Origin of the sequence: Citricoccus alkalitolerans, from assembly GCF_039528175.1 — a bacterium.
Taxonomy (GTDB): domain Bacteria; phylum Actinomycetota; class Actinomycetes; order Actinomycetales; family Micrococcaceae; genus Citricoccus; species Citricoccus alkalitolerans.
On record NZ_BAAALH010000002.1, the window covers coordinates 758,401 to 773,622 of the forward strand.

The window sequence follows — 15,222 nt, forward strand, 5'->3', positions numbered from 1 at the left end:
GCTGACCTGGGCCGAACCCCTCAGCTCGAGGCGGCCGCCGCTCGCTCACGCTCCGTGGTGACCGCTCGGGTGAGAGACACCAGGCGGGCCAGCACTTTGGAGAGTGAGGTGTCGTGGTGGTCGGTCAGCGCCAGCTTCCCGCCGGGGAAATCGACGCGGCGGATCAGGTTCACCGAGTCTCCGACCACATGCATGTTGTAGGAGGCCACGGTGAACCTCCAGGCCTCGTTCGCCCGGACCCCGCCGAGGCCGCCATAGGCCACGATGGCCAGGGTCTTGTCCCTCCACTGCCGGCTCAGCAGGTCGAAGGCGTTCTTGAAGGCGCCGGGGATGTTGCGGTTGTACTCGGGGGTGACGAAGACGAAGCCGTCGCACTCGGCCACCGCATCCCGCCACCGGTGCACCTCGGCCGGCCCGTTCTCGTCCTGGGCCCAGTTCTCACTGGCCATGATGGGCAGGTTGAAGGCCTTGACGTCCAGGACTGTCCACTCCACGTCCGCGGCGCCGGCCTGCGCCCGGGCCCGTTCGGCCACCCAGGCGCCGATGGACTCGCCGAGGCGTCCCTCGCGAACAGATCCGATGACGATGCCGATCTTCATGTGGTGCCCTCCAGTGATGCGTGCTCGTGGCAGGTGCGGCGAGATGACCGCGGTCCTCCCCAGCGTAGGCGGGTCAGGCCATACTGGGCAGAGGGCGGTCATGCGCCGTCCCACAGCTCACCGTCTTCCGAAAGGCGCCCCATGAAGATCGACCAGGCCCACGTGCTCGTCAATGACCAGGATGCCGCCAAGGCGTTCTACACCGAGGTCCTCGGCTTCGAGGTGGAGACAGACTTCGCCAGTGGGGACTTCCGCTGGCTCGCCCTGCGCGCCCCGGGGCCGGACTCCGGTGCCGCCTTGGTGCTCGGCCGCGCCGAGGGTGCGGCGGCGGCCTTCCAGAACGAGACCCGTCTGGCAGGGATGCCCGCCTTCGTCCTGACCCTGACCGGTGGCCGCGAGGAGTTCGAACGGATTCGCGCCCGAGGGGCCGAGGTGATCTCCGAGCCGCAGCAGCAGGAGTACGGCGGCACGGACGCGCTGATCAATGACACGGTGGGCAACATCATCTGCCTGCACCAGGACTGACGGCCGTGGCGCTCCGCACCCTGACGCCGGGGAAGGCTGCCGGGGCACCCGGCCGGTGGACCGGCGTCGGGCGGGTGGTGTTCGCCCTGGCGGCGCTGCTGTCCTTCACGGGCAACGCTCTCTCCTTCCACATCGGCTCCTGGAAGGACTCGGACCTGCCGGTGGACGCGGGCTTCTCGGGTGGCTTCGCCGGCGGCTGGGAGCACCTGGTCAACCAGCCGAGCTACTTCACGTTCCTGTCCAATTTCCTCGTCGGGCTGACCTCACTGCTGCTGGCCCTCCGACCACACCGGTCATCCACCCTGTTCCACGCGCTCCGCATCGCGGCCGTGGTCTGCATCGTCATCACCGGCGTGGTGTTCAACGTGCTGCTGCGGGGCGCTCCGCCGGGGACCCCGGTGGAACATCTGAATGACACGATCCAGCACATCATCACGCCGATCCTGACACCGCTGGTGTGGCTGGTGTTCGACCCCCGCGGCCAGGTCACGTGGAAGCGGATCGGCCTGGCCGCCATCATCCCGCTCGCCTGGCTGGCATTCACCCTGGCGCGGGGGCCGGCGCTCGACTGGTACCCCTACAGCATCCTCGACGTGCCACGCATGGGCTATGACGGGGTGGCGCTCTACGTGGTGGCGATCCTGGGGTTCTTCTTCGTGCTGGCCGCGCTGATGTGGGCCCTCGACCGGCTGCTGGCACGCCTGGTCTCATCGCGGCCGCGATGAATGTCGAGACACGCCGGTCCTTCGACTTCCGCCGAGCGCGTGATGCGGAATCAGGTCTGAAACGGTCTGAGTTCCACCTTGTTGCCGCAGGCCTTCGACGCGCGGGCGGCCAGGTCCTCGGCCTGTTCCGGCCCGGCGGCGTCCACCACCCAGAACCCGCCCATGTGCTGCTGGGCCTGGGTGAACGGGCCGTCGGTGATGACCGGTTCGGCACCGCGAGTGCAGTCCACCACCACGGATTCCTCTGGGGCGACGAGACCGCCGGCGTACACCCACGCGCCCTCGGCCCGGAGTGCCTCGTTGAACTCGCCGACTGCCTGGAACGCTGCCTGCATCTCCTCTTCCGACGTGTAGGGCCCCGTCGCCCGGTGCTGAACACCGGGGGAGTGCCACACGGAAATCAGGTACTCGGGCATGGCCCTCTCCTTACTGCCTGTCGAGTTCCGCTCGATTCGCGCCAGCCTGTGAGCGGGCTTACACTCTATCGGGCCCTTCCTGCCACCGCACCAGGTGGACGGCTGGGGCCAGCCGAGAACCGCTAGATCCCCGGGCGGTCACCCAGCGCAGCCGATCGCGACGCGCCGAACCAGGAGTATGTGCATGACTTCACGCCCTTCCCCCGAGTCAGCAGCCGAGGCGACGCCCGGACCCATGCCGGAGCCGCCCGAGCGCCAGGCCCCCGAGCCGACCGCAGGTCAGGCGCCCACCATCGCGACGGCCACGACGCCCCGGTGGAACCGGTTCGACACGAGCTGGACGACCGGCCTGTTCGGCACGGCCGTAGGCGCCGGCATCCTGTTCCTGCCGATCAACGCCGGGCTCGGTGGGCTGTGGCCGCTGCTCATCGCCACCGTGCTGATCTGGCCGATGACCTACTTCTCCCACCGGGCGCTGTCCCGCATGGTGTGTGCCTCGCCGAACCCGAACCAGGACATCACCGGCGTGGTCCGCGAGTACTTCGGAGAGGCCGCCGGCCGCGTGGTCACCGTCCTGTACTTCCTGGCGATCTACCCGATCGTGCTGATCTACGGGGTGGGCATCACCAACACGGTGGAGAGCCTCATGGTGAACCAGCTCGGCCTGGAACCCTGGCCGCGGTGGCTGCTGTCCGGGGTGCTGGTGCCGGCGATGTCTGCCGTCATGGTCGCCGGCAAGAAGGCCATGCTGGTGGTCACCCAGTGGCTGGTCTTTCCGTTGATCGCGGTGCTGTTCGTGGTCGCGCTGCTGTTGATCCCCCAGTGGTCCTTCGACGGCTTCGGTGCGCTGCCCGCTCCCGGCGACTTCGCGATGTCCCTCTGGCTGATGATCCCGGTGCTGGTCTTCGCGTTCAACCACTCCCCGGCCATCTCCCAGTTCTCCGTGTCCCTGCGCGAACGCTATGGGGCCGGATCCGTGCAGAAGGCGTCCTCCATCCTCCGGATCACCGCGGTGCTGCTGGTCGTCTTCACCATGGGCTTCGTCTGGTCCTGTGTGCTGGCCCTCGGCCCCGAGGGGCTGCAGGAGGCCAAGGAAGCCAATCTTCCGGTGCTCTCCCACCTCGCCAACGTGATGGGCCTGCCCCTCATCGCCTGGCTCGGCCCCGCCGTGGCCATCACGGCGATCGCCTCGTCTTTCTTCGGCCACTGGCTGGGGGCCGCCGAGGGGGCCACGTCGATCGTGCGCACCATGGTGGACCCACAGCAGAAGCGCCTGAGCGACCGCGGCATCACGATCGGCGTGAGCATCTTCCTGATCGTCACCACGTGGCTGGCCGGGGTGCTCAATCCGAGCATCCTGGCGCTGATCGAGTCTCTGGCCGGCCCCGTGATAGCCGCCGTGCTCTACCTCATGCCGATGTATGCCATCCACAAGGTGCCGGCGTTGGCTCGGTTCCGCGGCAAGACCTCGAACGTCTTCGTGGTCATCGCCGGCGTGGTCGCCGTGGGCGGCATCCTCATCAGCCTCTTCCGCTAGTCTCCCGGCTTCGGCTTCCGGCCCGGCCGCCGTCAGAGCTGGGAGAACGCCGCCACGATCGGCTCCTCGCCGTCCACGAAGTCGATCTGTTGTCCGATCGAGTTCGGGGTGGCTAGAGCGACCCGGACAGCCTGGGCCACGTTGCCGCGTGAGGTGTCCCGATTGGCGCCGTCCGCGGTGCCGCTGCCGACGGCGATCATGCCGGTCGGCTCGTCCAGGGTGAGCTTTCCCGGGCCGAGGATAGTCCAGTCGAGTCCGGAGTTGCGCAGGTACTCGTCCGCGGCGGCCTTGGACTCCGCATATGCGAAGAAGGGGTTGTCCTCGGCGATGCCGTGCTGGGTGGTGGCGCCCATGTAGGACACCATGACGTAGCGCTTCACGCCGGCTTGGAGGGCGGCGTCCATGGAACGAATCGCGGCGTCCCGGTCCACGGCATAGGTGCGCTCCGGGTTCCCGCCGCCGGCGCCAGCGGACCAGACGATGGCGTCCTGGCCCTCGAAGGCCCGGACGAGCTCCTCCAGTGAGGCGTTCTCGATGTCCAGCTCCAGGGCCTTCGCGCCGGCGGCCTCAATCTCCGCGGCCTGCTCCGGGCTACGGATGACCGAGGTGACCGTGTGTCCCTCCTGCGCCAGCAGGGGGGCGGTCCGCAGGGCCACCTTGCCGTGTCCGCCGATGATCAGGTAGTTCGCCATGGATCTGGTCCTTCCGTTCGGGTGTCAGTCCTTCCGTGGCCACTGTTGCACTGCACCCGGAGGGCGCGCCAGCGCGTTCGGCTGGCGGCGCAATCGCTCCGGCGGTGAACCCGGGCGTCTTCGGGTCTCCGTGTCTCAGGTGGCTGACGTGTCAGTGACGCCCTCGTAGAGTCCGATCTCGTTGCCATCGAGATCCCGGAACACGGCCCACCAGCTGGTCTCGGTGATCGGGGACCTCGGGGCGATCACGGTGCCGCCCAGGGCGGTGACCGTGGCCAGGGTCTCGTCGATCGAGTCGACCTCCACGGTGGAGCGGGGTTGGGTGAAGTCCGCGCTGCGCGGGGCCAGGCCGCCGCCGCTGACCTCATTCGGGGCCCGCCACATGGGATAGTCCTCGAAGCCGGGGTAGGTCTCGATCTTCCAGCCGAAGACCGAACCGTAGAAGTCGGTGGCGCGCTGATGGTCGGTGACCGGGATGTCGACGTGGGTGATGTCTCCGTGTGCCATGGAGCTATGGTCCGGCAGGAAGCGGGTCCGTGGGAACCCCTCCCTGCCGAGACCGCCACTGCTCATCCAGGATCCCCATCACGTGGGCGTCCACCCATTCGCCGTCGAAGAGCAGCGCCTCGCGCAGGGTGCCCTCCAGACGGAACCCGGCCTTCTCGTAGACATGGCGGGCCCGCGGATTGAAGGCGTAGACCTCGAGCGACACCCGGTGCAGCCCCTGGTCCTCGAAGGCATGCCGCAGGGTCAGCTCCACCGCCTCGCTGCCGAGGCCACGGTCCCGAGCGCCGGAGATCCAGATCCGGAAGCCGCAGGAGAGGTTGTCCTCGTCGAGGTCGTTGAGCACGGACTCCCCGACGATCCGACCGGTGGCCGTCTCCTCGATGACCCACACGATCCGGTCCTTCGCCCGGGACCAGCGCGCGTAGATCTCGGCGAGCTCGTCCACCGACCAGGGCACCTGCCCTTCGGAGTCCGCCGGAGCTCCGTCACCTTCTGAGGTCGGGTGCGGCGGCACGGTGGAGGAGTGCATCGTCCCGGTCAGCCGGGACACCTCGGCATCTGCCAGCAGCGGGTGGAGCACCGCAGCATGCTCCCGCCGGGCCGGAACCAGCTGTATCAGGTCGCCGGCCAATGCCTGCTTGCGGGAGAAATCGGGTGCCGGAGTCACGGCACCATCATGCCAGCGCCGGGCAGGAACCGGGCCTGGGTGGTGGCCGCTGGCCGACTACGGTCAAGCACCCAGGGCGTCAGGGCAGTTGCACGGTCCCGGTCCCCACCTTCTCGGCCGCGGCCCGGTTCGCCGCCGTCCGCGGCAGCACCACCGGGTGGCCCAGCAACGGATCCTTCACGACGTCGGCGTCCAGCCCGTAGATTCCCTCCAGGTTCGCGGGGGTCAGGACCTCCTCCGGTGTCCCCTCGGCCAGGACCTGGCCGTGGGCCATGGCGATGATGTGGTCCGCGGACCGGGCGGCGAGGTTGAGCTCATGCAGCACGGCGACCACGGTGGCCCGGGGCCGCTCGTCTGCACCGGCTGACCTGGGGTCCGGCAGGTCCCGCACCAGGTCCAGCAACTCCACCTGGTGGGACAGGTCCAGGTAGGAGGTGGGTTCATCGAGCAGCACCACGGGGGTCTGCTGGGCCAGCACCAGGGCCAGCCAGGCCCGCTGGCGCTGACCGCCCGAGAGCTCGGCCACGTCCCGGCCGGCCAGCCCGACCAGGTCGGCCAGCTCGAGGGCCTGGGCGATCGCCTCGGTGTCCTGGGCCGTCCGGGCCCCGAACCAGCCACGGTGCGGGTGACGCCCGCGGTCCACGAGTTGCTCCACCGTCATGCCCTCCGGCACCACCGGGGACTGCGGCAGGAGCGCCACGGTGCGGGCATAGCTGCGGGGGTTCCATCTCTCCACGTCCCGGCCGAGGACCTCGAGAGATCCGGTCACCAGGGGCAGCTGCCGGGTCAACCCCTTCAGGAGGGTCGACTTGCCGCAGCCGTTGGCGCCGATGATGGCCGTGGTCTGGCCAGCCGGCACGTCCAGGTCTACGGGCTTCTCCTGCCCCACGACCGTGTGCGGGCCATAGGCCAGGCTCGCGCCGCGCAGGCGGATCGCCGGTTCTACTGTCATCTCAAGCCTTCCGTCCACTTCGAAGCAGGAGCCACAGCATCAGCGGCGCCCCGGCCGCCCCGGTGAGCACGCCGGTGGGCAGGCGGACCCCGCCGAAGGCCTCGGCGGCCGCGAAGTCCGCGACCACCACGATGACCGCGCCGCAGAGGGCCGCCGCCGGCATCGAGGGCCGTCCCCCGGTGAGACCCCGGGCCAGGGGGGTGGAGAGCAGGGCGACGAACGCGAGCGGGCCGGTGGCCGCCGTCGCCGCCGCCGCCAGCAGGGCGCCGGTCACGAGGGACCAGAGGCCCGTCCGGCCGGGCCGGGAGCCCACGCCGTGGGCCAGCTCGCCGCCCAGGTCGGCCGGGGCCAGTCGGGAATGCAGGAGACCGGCGAGCGGTACCAGCACGATCATGATGATGGCCAGCAGGGTGATCCGCTCCCACGTCACCGCGTTGAGGGAACCCGCGGTCCACACAGCCGCGGCCTGCAGATCATGCTGGGACAGGGCCAGCATCGCCCCGGACAGGATGGCCTGGCACAGGGACGCCACGGCGATCCCGGCCACGATGAAGGTGGCCCCGCCCAAGGCGCCCGCCAGCCCGCCGGAACCGGCGCCTGCGGAGGGCCGCCCGGCCATCGAGAACCCGAGGACGATGGCGATCGCCACCAGGCCGCCGAGCAGGGCGGCGGCGGCCATACCCGTCCCCCGCACGCCGCCGAAGGCAAGCACGGTCACGGCGGCGACGGCGGCACCCTGGGTCACGCCGATGATGTCAGGGCTAGCCAGGGGGTTGCGCAGCGTGCGCCGGAAGAGGGCGCCGGCGGCGCCGAACGCCGCCCCGGCCAAGGCTCCGGCCACGGCCCGGGGCAGCTTCTCCTGCATCACGATGAAGGAGGCGCCGGGGATGGTCTCCCCGCCGAGGATGGCGAAGAAGTCGGGGATCGTGACGGTGTAATGGCCCAGCAGCACCCGCACCCCCATCGCCAGCACCAAGGCCGCGGCGAGGCAGAGCGTGGCGGTGAGCAGCCGGCGTCGGGCACGGGAATGCAGCGACCGCACAGCGGCCACCGCAGCCGGGGAGGGTCCAGCCACTGCCTCCGGGGCGGGAGCGGCGGCCGTGGTCTCGATGGATGGCGCGCTCACAGGGAGACCGCCTTCCGGCGCAGCAACAGCAGCAGCACGGGCACGCCGATGACCACCGTGGTCACGCCCACGTGGATCTCCTGAGGCGCCACCACGAGCCGGCCGGCGAGGTCGGCGAGTACGAGCAGGACGGCCCCCCACAGGGCGCAGCCCAACACGAGCACGCGCGTGGAGGCCGGGCGGAACCGGCGCAGGGCATGGGGGACCAGCAGGCCCACGAACACCACGGGACCGGCCAAGGCGGTGGCGGCGGCGGTCAACAGCACGGTGGCACCGAGCAGGACCATGCGCAGGCGTTCGGGGCGGGAACCGAGCCCGTGGGCCAGCTCGTCACCGAGGGCCAGCGCATCCAGCCCGGGGGCGGCCACGAAGACCATCAGGATGCCGAGGGCGATCACGGGGGCCAGCCAGGCGGCGTCTTCCAGTGAGGACCTGGCGACGGAGCCGACGGTCCAGAACCGGAAGCGCTCCAGCACCGCGGGGGAGAGGATCAGCAGGGCGCTGGTGACGGCGGTGCAGCCTGCGGTGACGGCGGCCCCGGCCAGCACGAGAGAGAGGGGCCCCGGGGTGCCGCCCGTGCCGCCCCCCAGCCGGGAGGCGGCCGAGGCAACGGTGTAGACCACCGCGGCGGCCACCAGCGTCCCGAGGATCGCCAGCACCATCACCCCCGCCAGGCCGGCCGAGATGCCGAGGCCCAGGCCCAGGGCCACCGCCAGGGAGGCCCCGGCGGTCAGGCCCAGCAGGCCTGCATCACCGAGCGGGTTGCGGGTGGCTCCCTGCAGGGCCACTCCGGACACCGCGAGGGCCGCGCCCACGAGCACGGCGGTGATGGTGCGTGGAATGCGGGACAGGGCCGCGGCGGCGTCGATGTCCGCCGCCGCGGTGTCACCCCAGCCGGTGAGGAACGCGCCGAGAGCGTCAAGGGTGGTTCCCGGGTCCACGTGGCGGGCCCCGAAGGCCAACGCGGCCAGGCACGCGAATACCAGCACCAGTGCCGGGAGGGCGAGGAATGGCAGGGCGTGGATAGATGCAGCGGTGACCGGCCGGCGTCGTGCCGGAGGCGCGGACCGCTGCTCCGGCGAGCCAGGGGTGCTGGTGCCGGGCGGCGGAGGCTCCGCGGAGGGGCGCTGGAGGGAGAGTCTCATGCGCTCTCTGTCATCAGACGGTGGTCATTGGACTGGTCTGTACTATTCCGCGCTGTCGGCTTGCTCGGCCGCGGCGGCGATGTCCGGGACCACGTTCTCCAGCGCCCACGGGATGGACAGCGGGGAGGCGGCCGAGGTGGACAGGACCTCCTGCTGGTCGGTCTGCACCACGAGCGTCTCATCCTGCACGGCCGGGATCTTGGACAGCAGAGGGTCGGAGGAGATGGCCTCGGTCACCGACTCATCGGTGGCCGAGGTGACGAAGATGTCCGAGTCGAGCTCGTCCGCCCGCTCGGGGGACCAGGTCAGGAAGAAGGCATCCTGGGCCTCGTCGTTGTCCGCCAGCACGGGGGCCAGCTCCATGCCGAGCGAGGTCAGGAACTTCGGCCGGTTGTCCGCGGCGGTGAACAGGTAGATCTGATCGGCGGCGGCCGGATCGACCGTACCCGTCAGGAAGGTGGTGCCGGCCAGGGCGGGGTAGTCCTCCGCGGCCTGGGCGACCTGCCCCTCGACGTCCGTGATGACCTCTTCGGCCTGGTCCTCCTTGCCGAGGGCCTCCCCGATCAGCCGGGTGGAATCCTGCCAGGCGGTGGTGAACGCCGCGGTGTCCTCCGGGTAGGCCACCACGGGGGCGATCTCGGAGAGCTTGTCATACTCATCCTGGGTGATGCCGGAGTAGGCGGCGAGAATGACGTCCGGCTCCGTGGCGGCCAGGGCCTCGAAGTTGATGCCGTCAGCTTCGGAGTACTGTTCCGGGGCCTCTCCGCCGGCCTCCTCGAGGGCGGAATCGAACCAGTCGGTGGACTGGTTCTCGTTGCCGCCGTACTCGGTGGCGGCCACGCCCACGGGCACCACGCCCAGGGCCAGTGCGACGTCCTGGTTCACCCAGGACACGGTGGCCACACGCTCGGGCTGGGCAGGGATCTCGGTCTCGCCGTAGATGTGCTCCACCGTCCGGGGGAACGTGGCGTCCGAGGTCGCGTCGGTGGAGCCGGAGGCCTCGGAGTCCGAGCCGCCGGCCGGCCCTGTGGAGCAGCCGGCGAGCAGGGCGGCGCTCAACGCCAGGGAACCCAGGGACAGGGCACGACGGCGGGTGGTCCGGCCGGCGGTCGGTGCGCCGGCGGTGGGGGAGGGAGATGCAAGGGACACGAGACGGCCTTTCGAGTCATTGGCAAACAAGGGTGTTGCCTAATTACAGGAGGTTAGCCTAGCCTAACAACATGTGCAGCCGCCGTGTGGGGTGGCAGCACACTGCAGTTGGGTCAACGGTGGACGTGCCCAGCGACCGTACCGGATGTGCGAACCCTCCCAGGTTTCCGGTGCAGTCGCTGGGCACGCGTCAGTCGAAGTCCGGCTGGGCGAAGTCCGGTAGCCGTGTCACGGGCATCACGACTACGTCCCAGACCATCCAGTCCACGGAACGGGAGACCTTGGCCGCCTCCTCGATCTGGTCCACGCTGACATCGCCGGACCGGGGGACCAGGAAGACCTCGATGTGCAATCGCCGGCCGAGGTCCCGCACGCGGCAGCCGGCCTGATCCACCCACGGCAAGGCCTGGATGGCGTGGACGGCGTCGGCAATGGCCGGATGCGGACCCTTGTTGTCAGGTGTGGTGGCCCGCCTGTCGATCAGATCCAGGACCGCCGCCCGCAGGTGCCGGACACCATCCTTGAGGATGTCCACCGAGATGACGAAGGCTGCTGCGTAATCCAACCACCACAGGCCGAGGCCGATGCCGGCCACACCGACGATGGAGGCAGCGTTGGTGAGCCAGTCGGCCTTGTTCATGTTCGCGTCGGCGAAGAGCACCTTGTCATTGAGGATCGGCGCGACCTTCAGCTTGGCGCGGGCCAGGAAGATGGGTGGAATGGCGATGACCGCCATGACCCCCATCATGATCCAGCCGAGCCAGACGGTGTTGCCGAACAGCTGCACCGTGCCGACCGTGGGGTGTTCTGCGGTCACCAGGCCACTGACGGCCTCGTAGGCGAGGAACCCGCCGACGAGCGTCAGGGCCACGGAGGAGACGAGGTGGCCGATGCCGGCGGCGCGGTGGACTCCGTAGGGGCGCCGCGCGTTCTGGCGGAACCGGCGGATGGCGAGTAGGGAGATCAGGAAGGAGATCTGCGGGATCGTGGAGAGCATGTCTTCGATCCAGGCGGTCTTCATGGCCTGCGAGTTGCCCAGGACGAAGGCGACGAGGGTGATCGTGCATGCCGTGATGCCCAGACTGAGCCACTCCAGGCGCACTGCCTTGCGCAATGCCTCCTGCTGATCGCGGGGCAGATCCCAGCCGAGCTTCTGTGAGTCGTGCATCACGGGATCACCCTAAGCCTTCCGCAGGTCAGCGACTACTGGCAGGCCCCCAGCCTGAGGGTAAGAGCGCTCCACGGCACCGCTGGGCGGGCATGATGCTGGTGCGGCCGGAGGTTCCTCCGAGACCGCCTCGCTGACCGGGGTTCTCGCCGGGAACCGGCTACCGTGGAGCGAGTGAGCACACACCAGTCAGCCTCAGAGAACCCCTCCTCCGATCAAACGTCGCCGAGCGATGCGCCGGAGGCTGCCGGGGCACCAGCGGACCACGGGGCCACGGTGGCCTCGATGTTCGATGGCATTGCCGGCCGGTATGACCTGATGAACCTCGTGATGACGTGGGGGCAGGAGCCGCGGTTCGTGCGCCGGACCGTGGCGAGGGCCGAGCTGCCTGACCGCCCCGTGGTCCTGGACCTCGCCACCGGCACCGGGGACATCGCCCTGGAGGTCCTACGCTCACACTATGGTGCCCAGGTCACTGGCGCCGACTTCGCACCCGAGATGATGGAGGTCGGCAGGAAGCGGCCGGGTGGCGGTCAGATCGATTGGGTCGAGGCGGATGCCATGGACCTGCCGTTCGAGGACAACACCTTCGACGCCGTCACCCACGGTTACCTGCTGCGCAACGTGGCGGACATCCCCACCACGCTGGCCGAACAGTTCCGGGTGCTCAAGCCCGGCGGCCGCATGGTCGCGCTGGAGACCTCTCCTGCACCGGACAACATGATCAAGCCGTTCTCCACGGCGTACATCAAGTACGTGGTGCCGCAGATCTCCCGGCTGATCACCCGCACCCCGGGTGCCTATGAATACCTCTCCGCCACCAGCCGGGGCTTCAAGACCCCTGCCCAGATCCAGGCACTGCTGGAGGAGGCCGGCTTCGAGGGGGTGGGCCACGAGACCCATCTATTCGGCACGCTCGCGATCCATTGGGCCACTAAACCTCTCTGAGCAGTACCGCTCGGCACACCAGCCGTTCACCTTCCGCAGTGCCGGTTCTACGCTGGAAGTACGCCGGTGCTCCGGCATCGGCGGTCCCTTGGAGGAACGCCATGCGAGATGAAGAGATCCGCGAGAACCAGAAGATCCACCTGCTGGAGAAGGACACGACCGGGTTGTCCCTCGTGTACCGCCTGCTGTGGCGGATCCGCTATGCGGCCAATGATGTCTATGGCCCGGCGAGCCGGCAGGCGGGACTGAACCCGCGGGAGGCACTGCGGGTGGAGCGAGCCCAGCGGGTGGCCGCCGCCTACCGGGAGCAGGAGGAGGAGCCGCCGCCAGCGATCCGCCGAGCCGCCGGTGAGGACGGGGTGACGGAGTCCTGGGAAGCCGCCGGCCAGGGCCACCACGGTCAGCCACCAAAACCCTTCCAGGAGGGTTACCGGTACTTCATGCTGAAGGACGGCGAGGAACCGCCCGTCATGCGGCCGAACGAGACCGGGGACAACACCTGATCCAGATTTCAGTTAGCGCCCTAACTAAAATAGACTGACCTCGGCCACCGTCACCGTGGTGGGATTCCGAACCAGGGGGAACCTGATGACCGAGCAGAGCCCACAGCACCAGCCGAACACGCCCACACGCCAGAAGGCCTACTCGGTGGTGAGGGATAAGACCGGCCTGGGAAAGTGGTTCCGGTTCCAGTGGCGGTTCATCTACATCGCCTCGTGCACGTTCGGCCCGGCCAGCCGCCAGGGCACGCTGGACCCTCGCAAGCAGCTCCAAAAGGAGCGTGCGGTGAAGCTCCTGCAGGGCTACCAGAGCACTGGTCAGCAGCCGCCCGCCGAGTTGCTGGCGTTCACCGGCCTCTGATCGCCCGCCGGCCGGACCGTGCATCCGGACCACGCATGATCACGGGTGGACGCGCTGCATCAGCGTTCTCATGAGCCGGTGCAGGTCCCTTAGCTCGGTCTCGTCCATCTGCAGTCGTTGCATCATCTCCACCGGCACCTGTTCGGCCTGCTGACGCAACGCCCGGCCCTCCTCGGTGAGGGACAGGGCGAGGCCGCGGCCGTCGTCGGGATTCTTCGCCCGCTGGACGTAACCCAACGCCTCCAGGCGCTTGGTCAGCGGGGACAGGGTGGCCGGCTCCATATGCAGCAACTCCGCCAGATCCTTGAGGGACAGGGGTGCGTGCTGCCAGAGCGCGAGCATCACGAGGTACTGCGGGTGAGTCAGCTTCAACGGCTCGAGCACGGGCCGGTAGGCGGCGATCACGCCTCGAGATGCCACGGACAGCGCGAAACAGATCTGACTTTCCAGGGCCAGGGGGTCCGTGATGGGAAGCGGTTCGTCCATACCTCTAGGATGCCTGATGGCTCGCGCTGAAGTCCCCGGCCCGCTCCCCGGGCCCCCGTGGCCGGTGGGGTCATGGTTGCCGCCCATCACGGCCATCGACCATGCCCTGCTGCGAGGGCCGGTACCGCGGGACTGCGCACTGCTGGACTTCCCCGGAACGGACCACCGGGGCATCCTCACCACGGTGGTGGACGAGTGTGTCACCGGGGAAGGGTGGCGGCGGTACCTGAGTCGTCAGACGGGTTGTTCGCGCGGAACAGTTCCGCCATGGCCTCCGCCACGTCCTCGGCCGTGTCCAGGCCGAGGACGTCGAGGAAGGCCTCGCGGTTGAGGCGGGCGTCCAGCCGGGTCACCTCGTCAGCCAGGGTGCGCCCGTCGGGGGTGAACTCCAGTAGCGTCACTCGGCGGTCGTCGGGGCAGGCGGCGCGGGAGACGAGCCCGCGCTGGGTCAGCTTGTCCGCGAGCTTGGTGAAGCCACCGGTCGAGAAGGACGCCGCCCTGGCCAGCGTGGCCATCGGGGCGCGGAGGTCGGGCTGGCGGTGCAGGGTCAGCAGGACCTGGACCTCGGCCTCCGACAGTGAGAACCGTTCGTTGATCGCCCCGTGGATCCGGCGGTTCGTCGCCTCGAAGCCGTTGATGATGCGGCCCCAGAGCTCGACGGCGTGCTCGTCCCGGGACTCCCCGGCGTTAGCACTGGCCATGTGCACCCCTTACGATTAGTTTCCAGTACGCTATCTTCCACGGAAGTCAAAGGCAAGGTGCTCCGCCCCGGCGTGGCTCTCCAGGTCATCCCACAGGTGGACCCGCCGCGGCCGAGATTCGGAGCCTGGTCCGATGCCGTCAGGGAGTGCCCGGCGGGAGAGTGGAGGCATGATGAATCGACCCTCGCCCCTGCTCGCCGCCCGCAGCCTGACCAAGGCCTACGGGCCCACCCGCGCCCTCGACGGCGTGGACCTGACCGTGCACGCCGGGGAGTCCGTGGCCATCATGGGTCCCTCGGGCTCCGGCAAGACCACTCTGATGCACGTGCTCTCTGGGATCCTGTTGCCTGACGCCGGCTCGGTGTCGTTCACCGCGCCCAGTGCCGAGCCGACCGAGATCACCACCCTCAATGAGGAGGCCCGCGCCCGGCTCCGCCGCGAGCGGCTCGGGTTCGTGTTCCAGGACGGGCTGCTGCTGCCCGAGCTGACCGCCCAGGAGAACGTGGCCCTCCCGCTGCTGCTCTCCGGAGTGTCCCGCCCCGCCGCCGAGGCCCACGCGGCCCAATGGCTGGCCGCCCTCGGCCTGGACGGCATGCAGACCCGCCGCCTCGGTGAACTCTCCGGAGGCCAGGCCCAGCGGGTGGCCATCGCCCGCGCCCAGGTGGCCGATCCGCAGGTCGTCTTCGCCGATGAGCCCACCGGCGCCCTCGACTCCACCACCTCGGCCTCCGTCCTCGGAGCCCTGCTCGACTCCACCGTCGGCCGCGGCCGCACCCTCGTCATGGTCACGCACGACCAGGCGACAGCTGACCGCTGCTCCCGCCTCGTACGCGTGCAGGACGGGCGGATCGTGGCCGATTCGGCGGCCGGCGCGACCGGTGCCGACGGACCGGTCGGCTCGGAGACCCACCGGACGGAGGCCATCCGATGACCACCTCCCCGCACACCCATTCCGAGCCCCGCGTGGGGTCCACTCCGCTGGGCGGCCAGGGCGAGCCGGGCACGACGCCGGCCGGTC

At 69.6% G+C, this 15,222-nt stretch carries 19 protein-coding genes; 7 read left to right on the forward strand and 12 right to left on the reverse strand.

All coding sequences use genetic code 11. The annotated features are described in order from the left end of the window. Positions 1-20: 20 nt before the first annotated feature. Complete coding sequence (locus ABD134_RS09415) at positions 21-599, reverse strand: NADPH-dependent FMN reductase (RefSeq protein ID WP_344228899.1); 579 nt, start codon at positions 597-599, stop codon at positions 21-23. A gap of 141 nt (positions 600-740) precedes the next feature. Here ABD134_RS09415 and ABD134_RS09420 point away from each other — a divergent pair, with 141 nt between their 5' ends. Together ABD134_RS09420 and ABD134_RS09425 are read left to right on the forward strand one after the other, a co-directional pair. Further along, on the forward strand, positions 741-1,124 hold the full coding sequence (locus ABD134_RS09420; protein WP_344228900.1) for a VOC family protein: 384 nt from the start codon (positions 741-743) through the stop codon (positions 1,122-1,124). A 5-nt stretch (positions 1,125-1,129) separates the two neighbouring features. Continuing rightward, positions 1,130-1,849, forward strand: a complete 720-nt coding sequence (locus tag ABD134_RS09425) for a Pr6Pr family membrane protein (protein WP_344228901.1) — start codon at positions 1,130-1,132, stop codon at positions 1,847-1,849. A 50-nt stretch (positions 1,850-1,899) separates the two neighbouring features. Here the strand turns inward: ABD134_RS09425 and ABD134_RS09430 are convergent, their stop codons facing one another. Beyond that, positions 1,900-2,265, reverse strand: coding sequence for a YciI family protein (locus tag ABD134_RS09430; RefSeq protein ID WP_344228903.1), 366 nt, complete (start codon positions 2,263-2,265; stop codon positions 1,900-1,902). 184 nt (positions 2,266-2,449) lie between these two features. Between ABD134_RS09430 and ABD134_RS09435 the strand changes: the two genes are divergently transcribed. Continuing rightward, complete coding sequence (locus ABD134_RS09435) at positions 2,450-3,802, forward strand: SLC5/6 family protein (RefSeq protein WP_344228905.1); 1,353 nt, start codon at positions 2,450-2,452, stop codon at positions 3,800-3,802. Between the two features lie 32 nt (positions 3,803-3,834). On the opposite strand, the gene ABD134_RS09440 is transcribed toward ABD134_RS09435, so the two are convergent. The 8 genes from ABD134_RS09440 to ABD134_RS09475 all read right to left on the reverse strand — a co-directional run bounded on the left by ABD134_RS09440 (position 3,835) and on the right by ABD134_RS09475 (position 11,208). Then, positions 3,835-4,494, reverse strand: coding sequence for an SDR family oxidoreductase (locus ABD134_RS09440; protein WP_344228907.1), 660 nt, complete (start codon positions 4,492-4,494; stop codon positions 3,835-3,837). Between the two features lie 135 nt (positions 4,495-4,629). Further along, positions 4,630-5,001 (reverse strand): VOC family protein, encoded by a 372-nt coding sequence (locus ABD134_RS09445; protein ID WP_344228909.1) that lies wholly within the window; start codon positions 4,999-5,001, stop codon positions 4,630-4,632. 4 nt (positions 5,002-5,005) lie between these two features. Next, complete coding sequence (locus tag ABD134_RS09450) at positions 5,006-5,668, reverse strand: GNAT family N-acetyltransferase (protein WP_344228911.1); 663 nt, start codon at positions 5,666-5,668, stop codon at positions 5,006-5,008. A gap of 79 nt (positions 5,669-5,747) precedes the next feature. Next, positions 5,748-6,620, reverse strand: a complete 873-nt coding sequence (locus ABD134_RS09455; protein WP_344228913.1) for an ABC transporter ATP-binding protein — start codon at positions 6,618-6,620, stop codon at positions 5,748-5,750. 1 nt (position 6,621) lies between these two features. Continuing rightward, entirely contained in the window at positions 6,622-7,746 is a 1,125-nt protein-coding gene (locus tag ABD134_RS09460) for a FecCD family ABC transporter permease (RefSeq protein ID WP_344228915.1), read from the reverse strand. Continuing rightward, entirely contained in the window at positions 7,743-8,891 is a 1,149-nt protein-coding gene (locus ABD134_RS09465; RefSeq protein ID WP_344228917.1) for a FecCD family ABC transporter permease, read from the reverse strand. Before ABD134_RS09465 ends, ABD134_RS09460 begins: the two co-directional genes overlap by 4 nt. A 42-nt stretch (positions 8,892-8,933) precedes the next feature. Continuing rightward, positions 8,934-10,040 carry an iron-siderophore ABC transporter substrate-binding protein gene (locus ABD134_RS09470; RefSeq protein ID WP_344228918.1) on the reverse strand — a complete coding sequence of 369 codons (1,107 nt, stop codon included), beginning with the start codon at positions 10,038-10,040 and terminating at the stop codon, positions 8,934-8,936. Positions 10,041-10,230: 190 nt separating this feature from the next. Beyond that, entirely contained in the window at positions 10,231-11,208 is a 978-nt protein-coding gene (locus ABD134_RS09475; protein WP_344230829.1) for a cation diffusion facilitator family transporter, read from the reverse strand. 174 nt (positions 11,209-11,382) lie between these two features. Here ABD134_RS09475 and ABD134_RS09480 point away from each other — a divergent pair, with 174 nt between their 5' ends. The 3 genes from ABD134_RS09480 (at position 11,383) to ABD134_RS09490 (ending at position 13,017) form a co-directional block, all read left to right on the forward strand. Next, positions 11,383-12,156, forward strand: coding sequence for a ubiquinone/menaquinone biosynthesis methyltransferase (locus tag ABD134_RS09480; RefSeq protein ID WP_344228919.1), 774 nt, complete (start codon positions 11,383-11,385; stop codon positions 12,154-12,156). A 101-nt stretch (positions 12,157-12,257) separates the two neighbouring features. Beyond that, positions 12,258-12,659, forward strand: a complete 402-nt coding sequence (locus ABD134_RS09485; protein WP_344228920.1) for a hypothetical protein — start codon at positions 12,258-12,260, stop codon at positions 12,657-12,659. An 85-nt stretch (positions 12,660-12,744) separates the two neighbouring features. Continuing rightward, a complete protein-coding gene (locus ABD134_RS09490) occupies positions 12,745-13,017 on the forward strand; it encodes a hypothetical protein (protein ID WP_344228922.1) in 273 nt (90 codons plus the stop codon). Between the two features lie 39 nt (positions 13,018-13,056). Here the strand turns inward: ABD134_RS09490 and ABD134_RS09495 are convergent, their stop codons facing one another. After that, positions 13,057-13,503 (reverse strand): MarR family winged helix-turn-helix transcriptional regulator, encoded by a 447-nt coding sequence (locus tag ABD134_RS09495; protein ID WP_344228924.1) that lies wholly within the window; start codon positions 13,501-13,503, stop codon positions 13,057-13,059. Between the two features lie 200 nt (positions 13,504-13,703). Beyond that, positions 13,704-14,204 (reverse strand): MarR family winged helix-turn-helix transcriptional regulator, encoded by a 501-nt coding sequence (locus tag ABD134_RS09500; RefSeq protein ID WP_344228926.1) that lies wholly within the window; start codon positions 14,202-14,204, stop codon positions 13,704-13,706. 169 nt (positions 14,205-14,373) lie between these two features. On the opposite strand from ABD134_RS09500, the gene ABD134_RS09505 reads away from it, so the two are divergent. After that, a complete protein-coding gene (locus ABD134_RS09505; RefSeq protein ID WP_344228927.1) occupies positions 14,374-15,135 on the forward strand; it encodes an ABC transporter ATP-binding protein in 762 nt (253 codons plus the stop codon). Positions 15,136-15,222 lie beyond the last annotated feature (87 nt).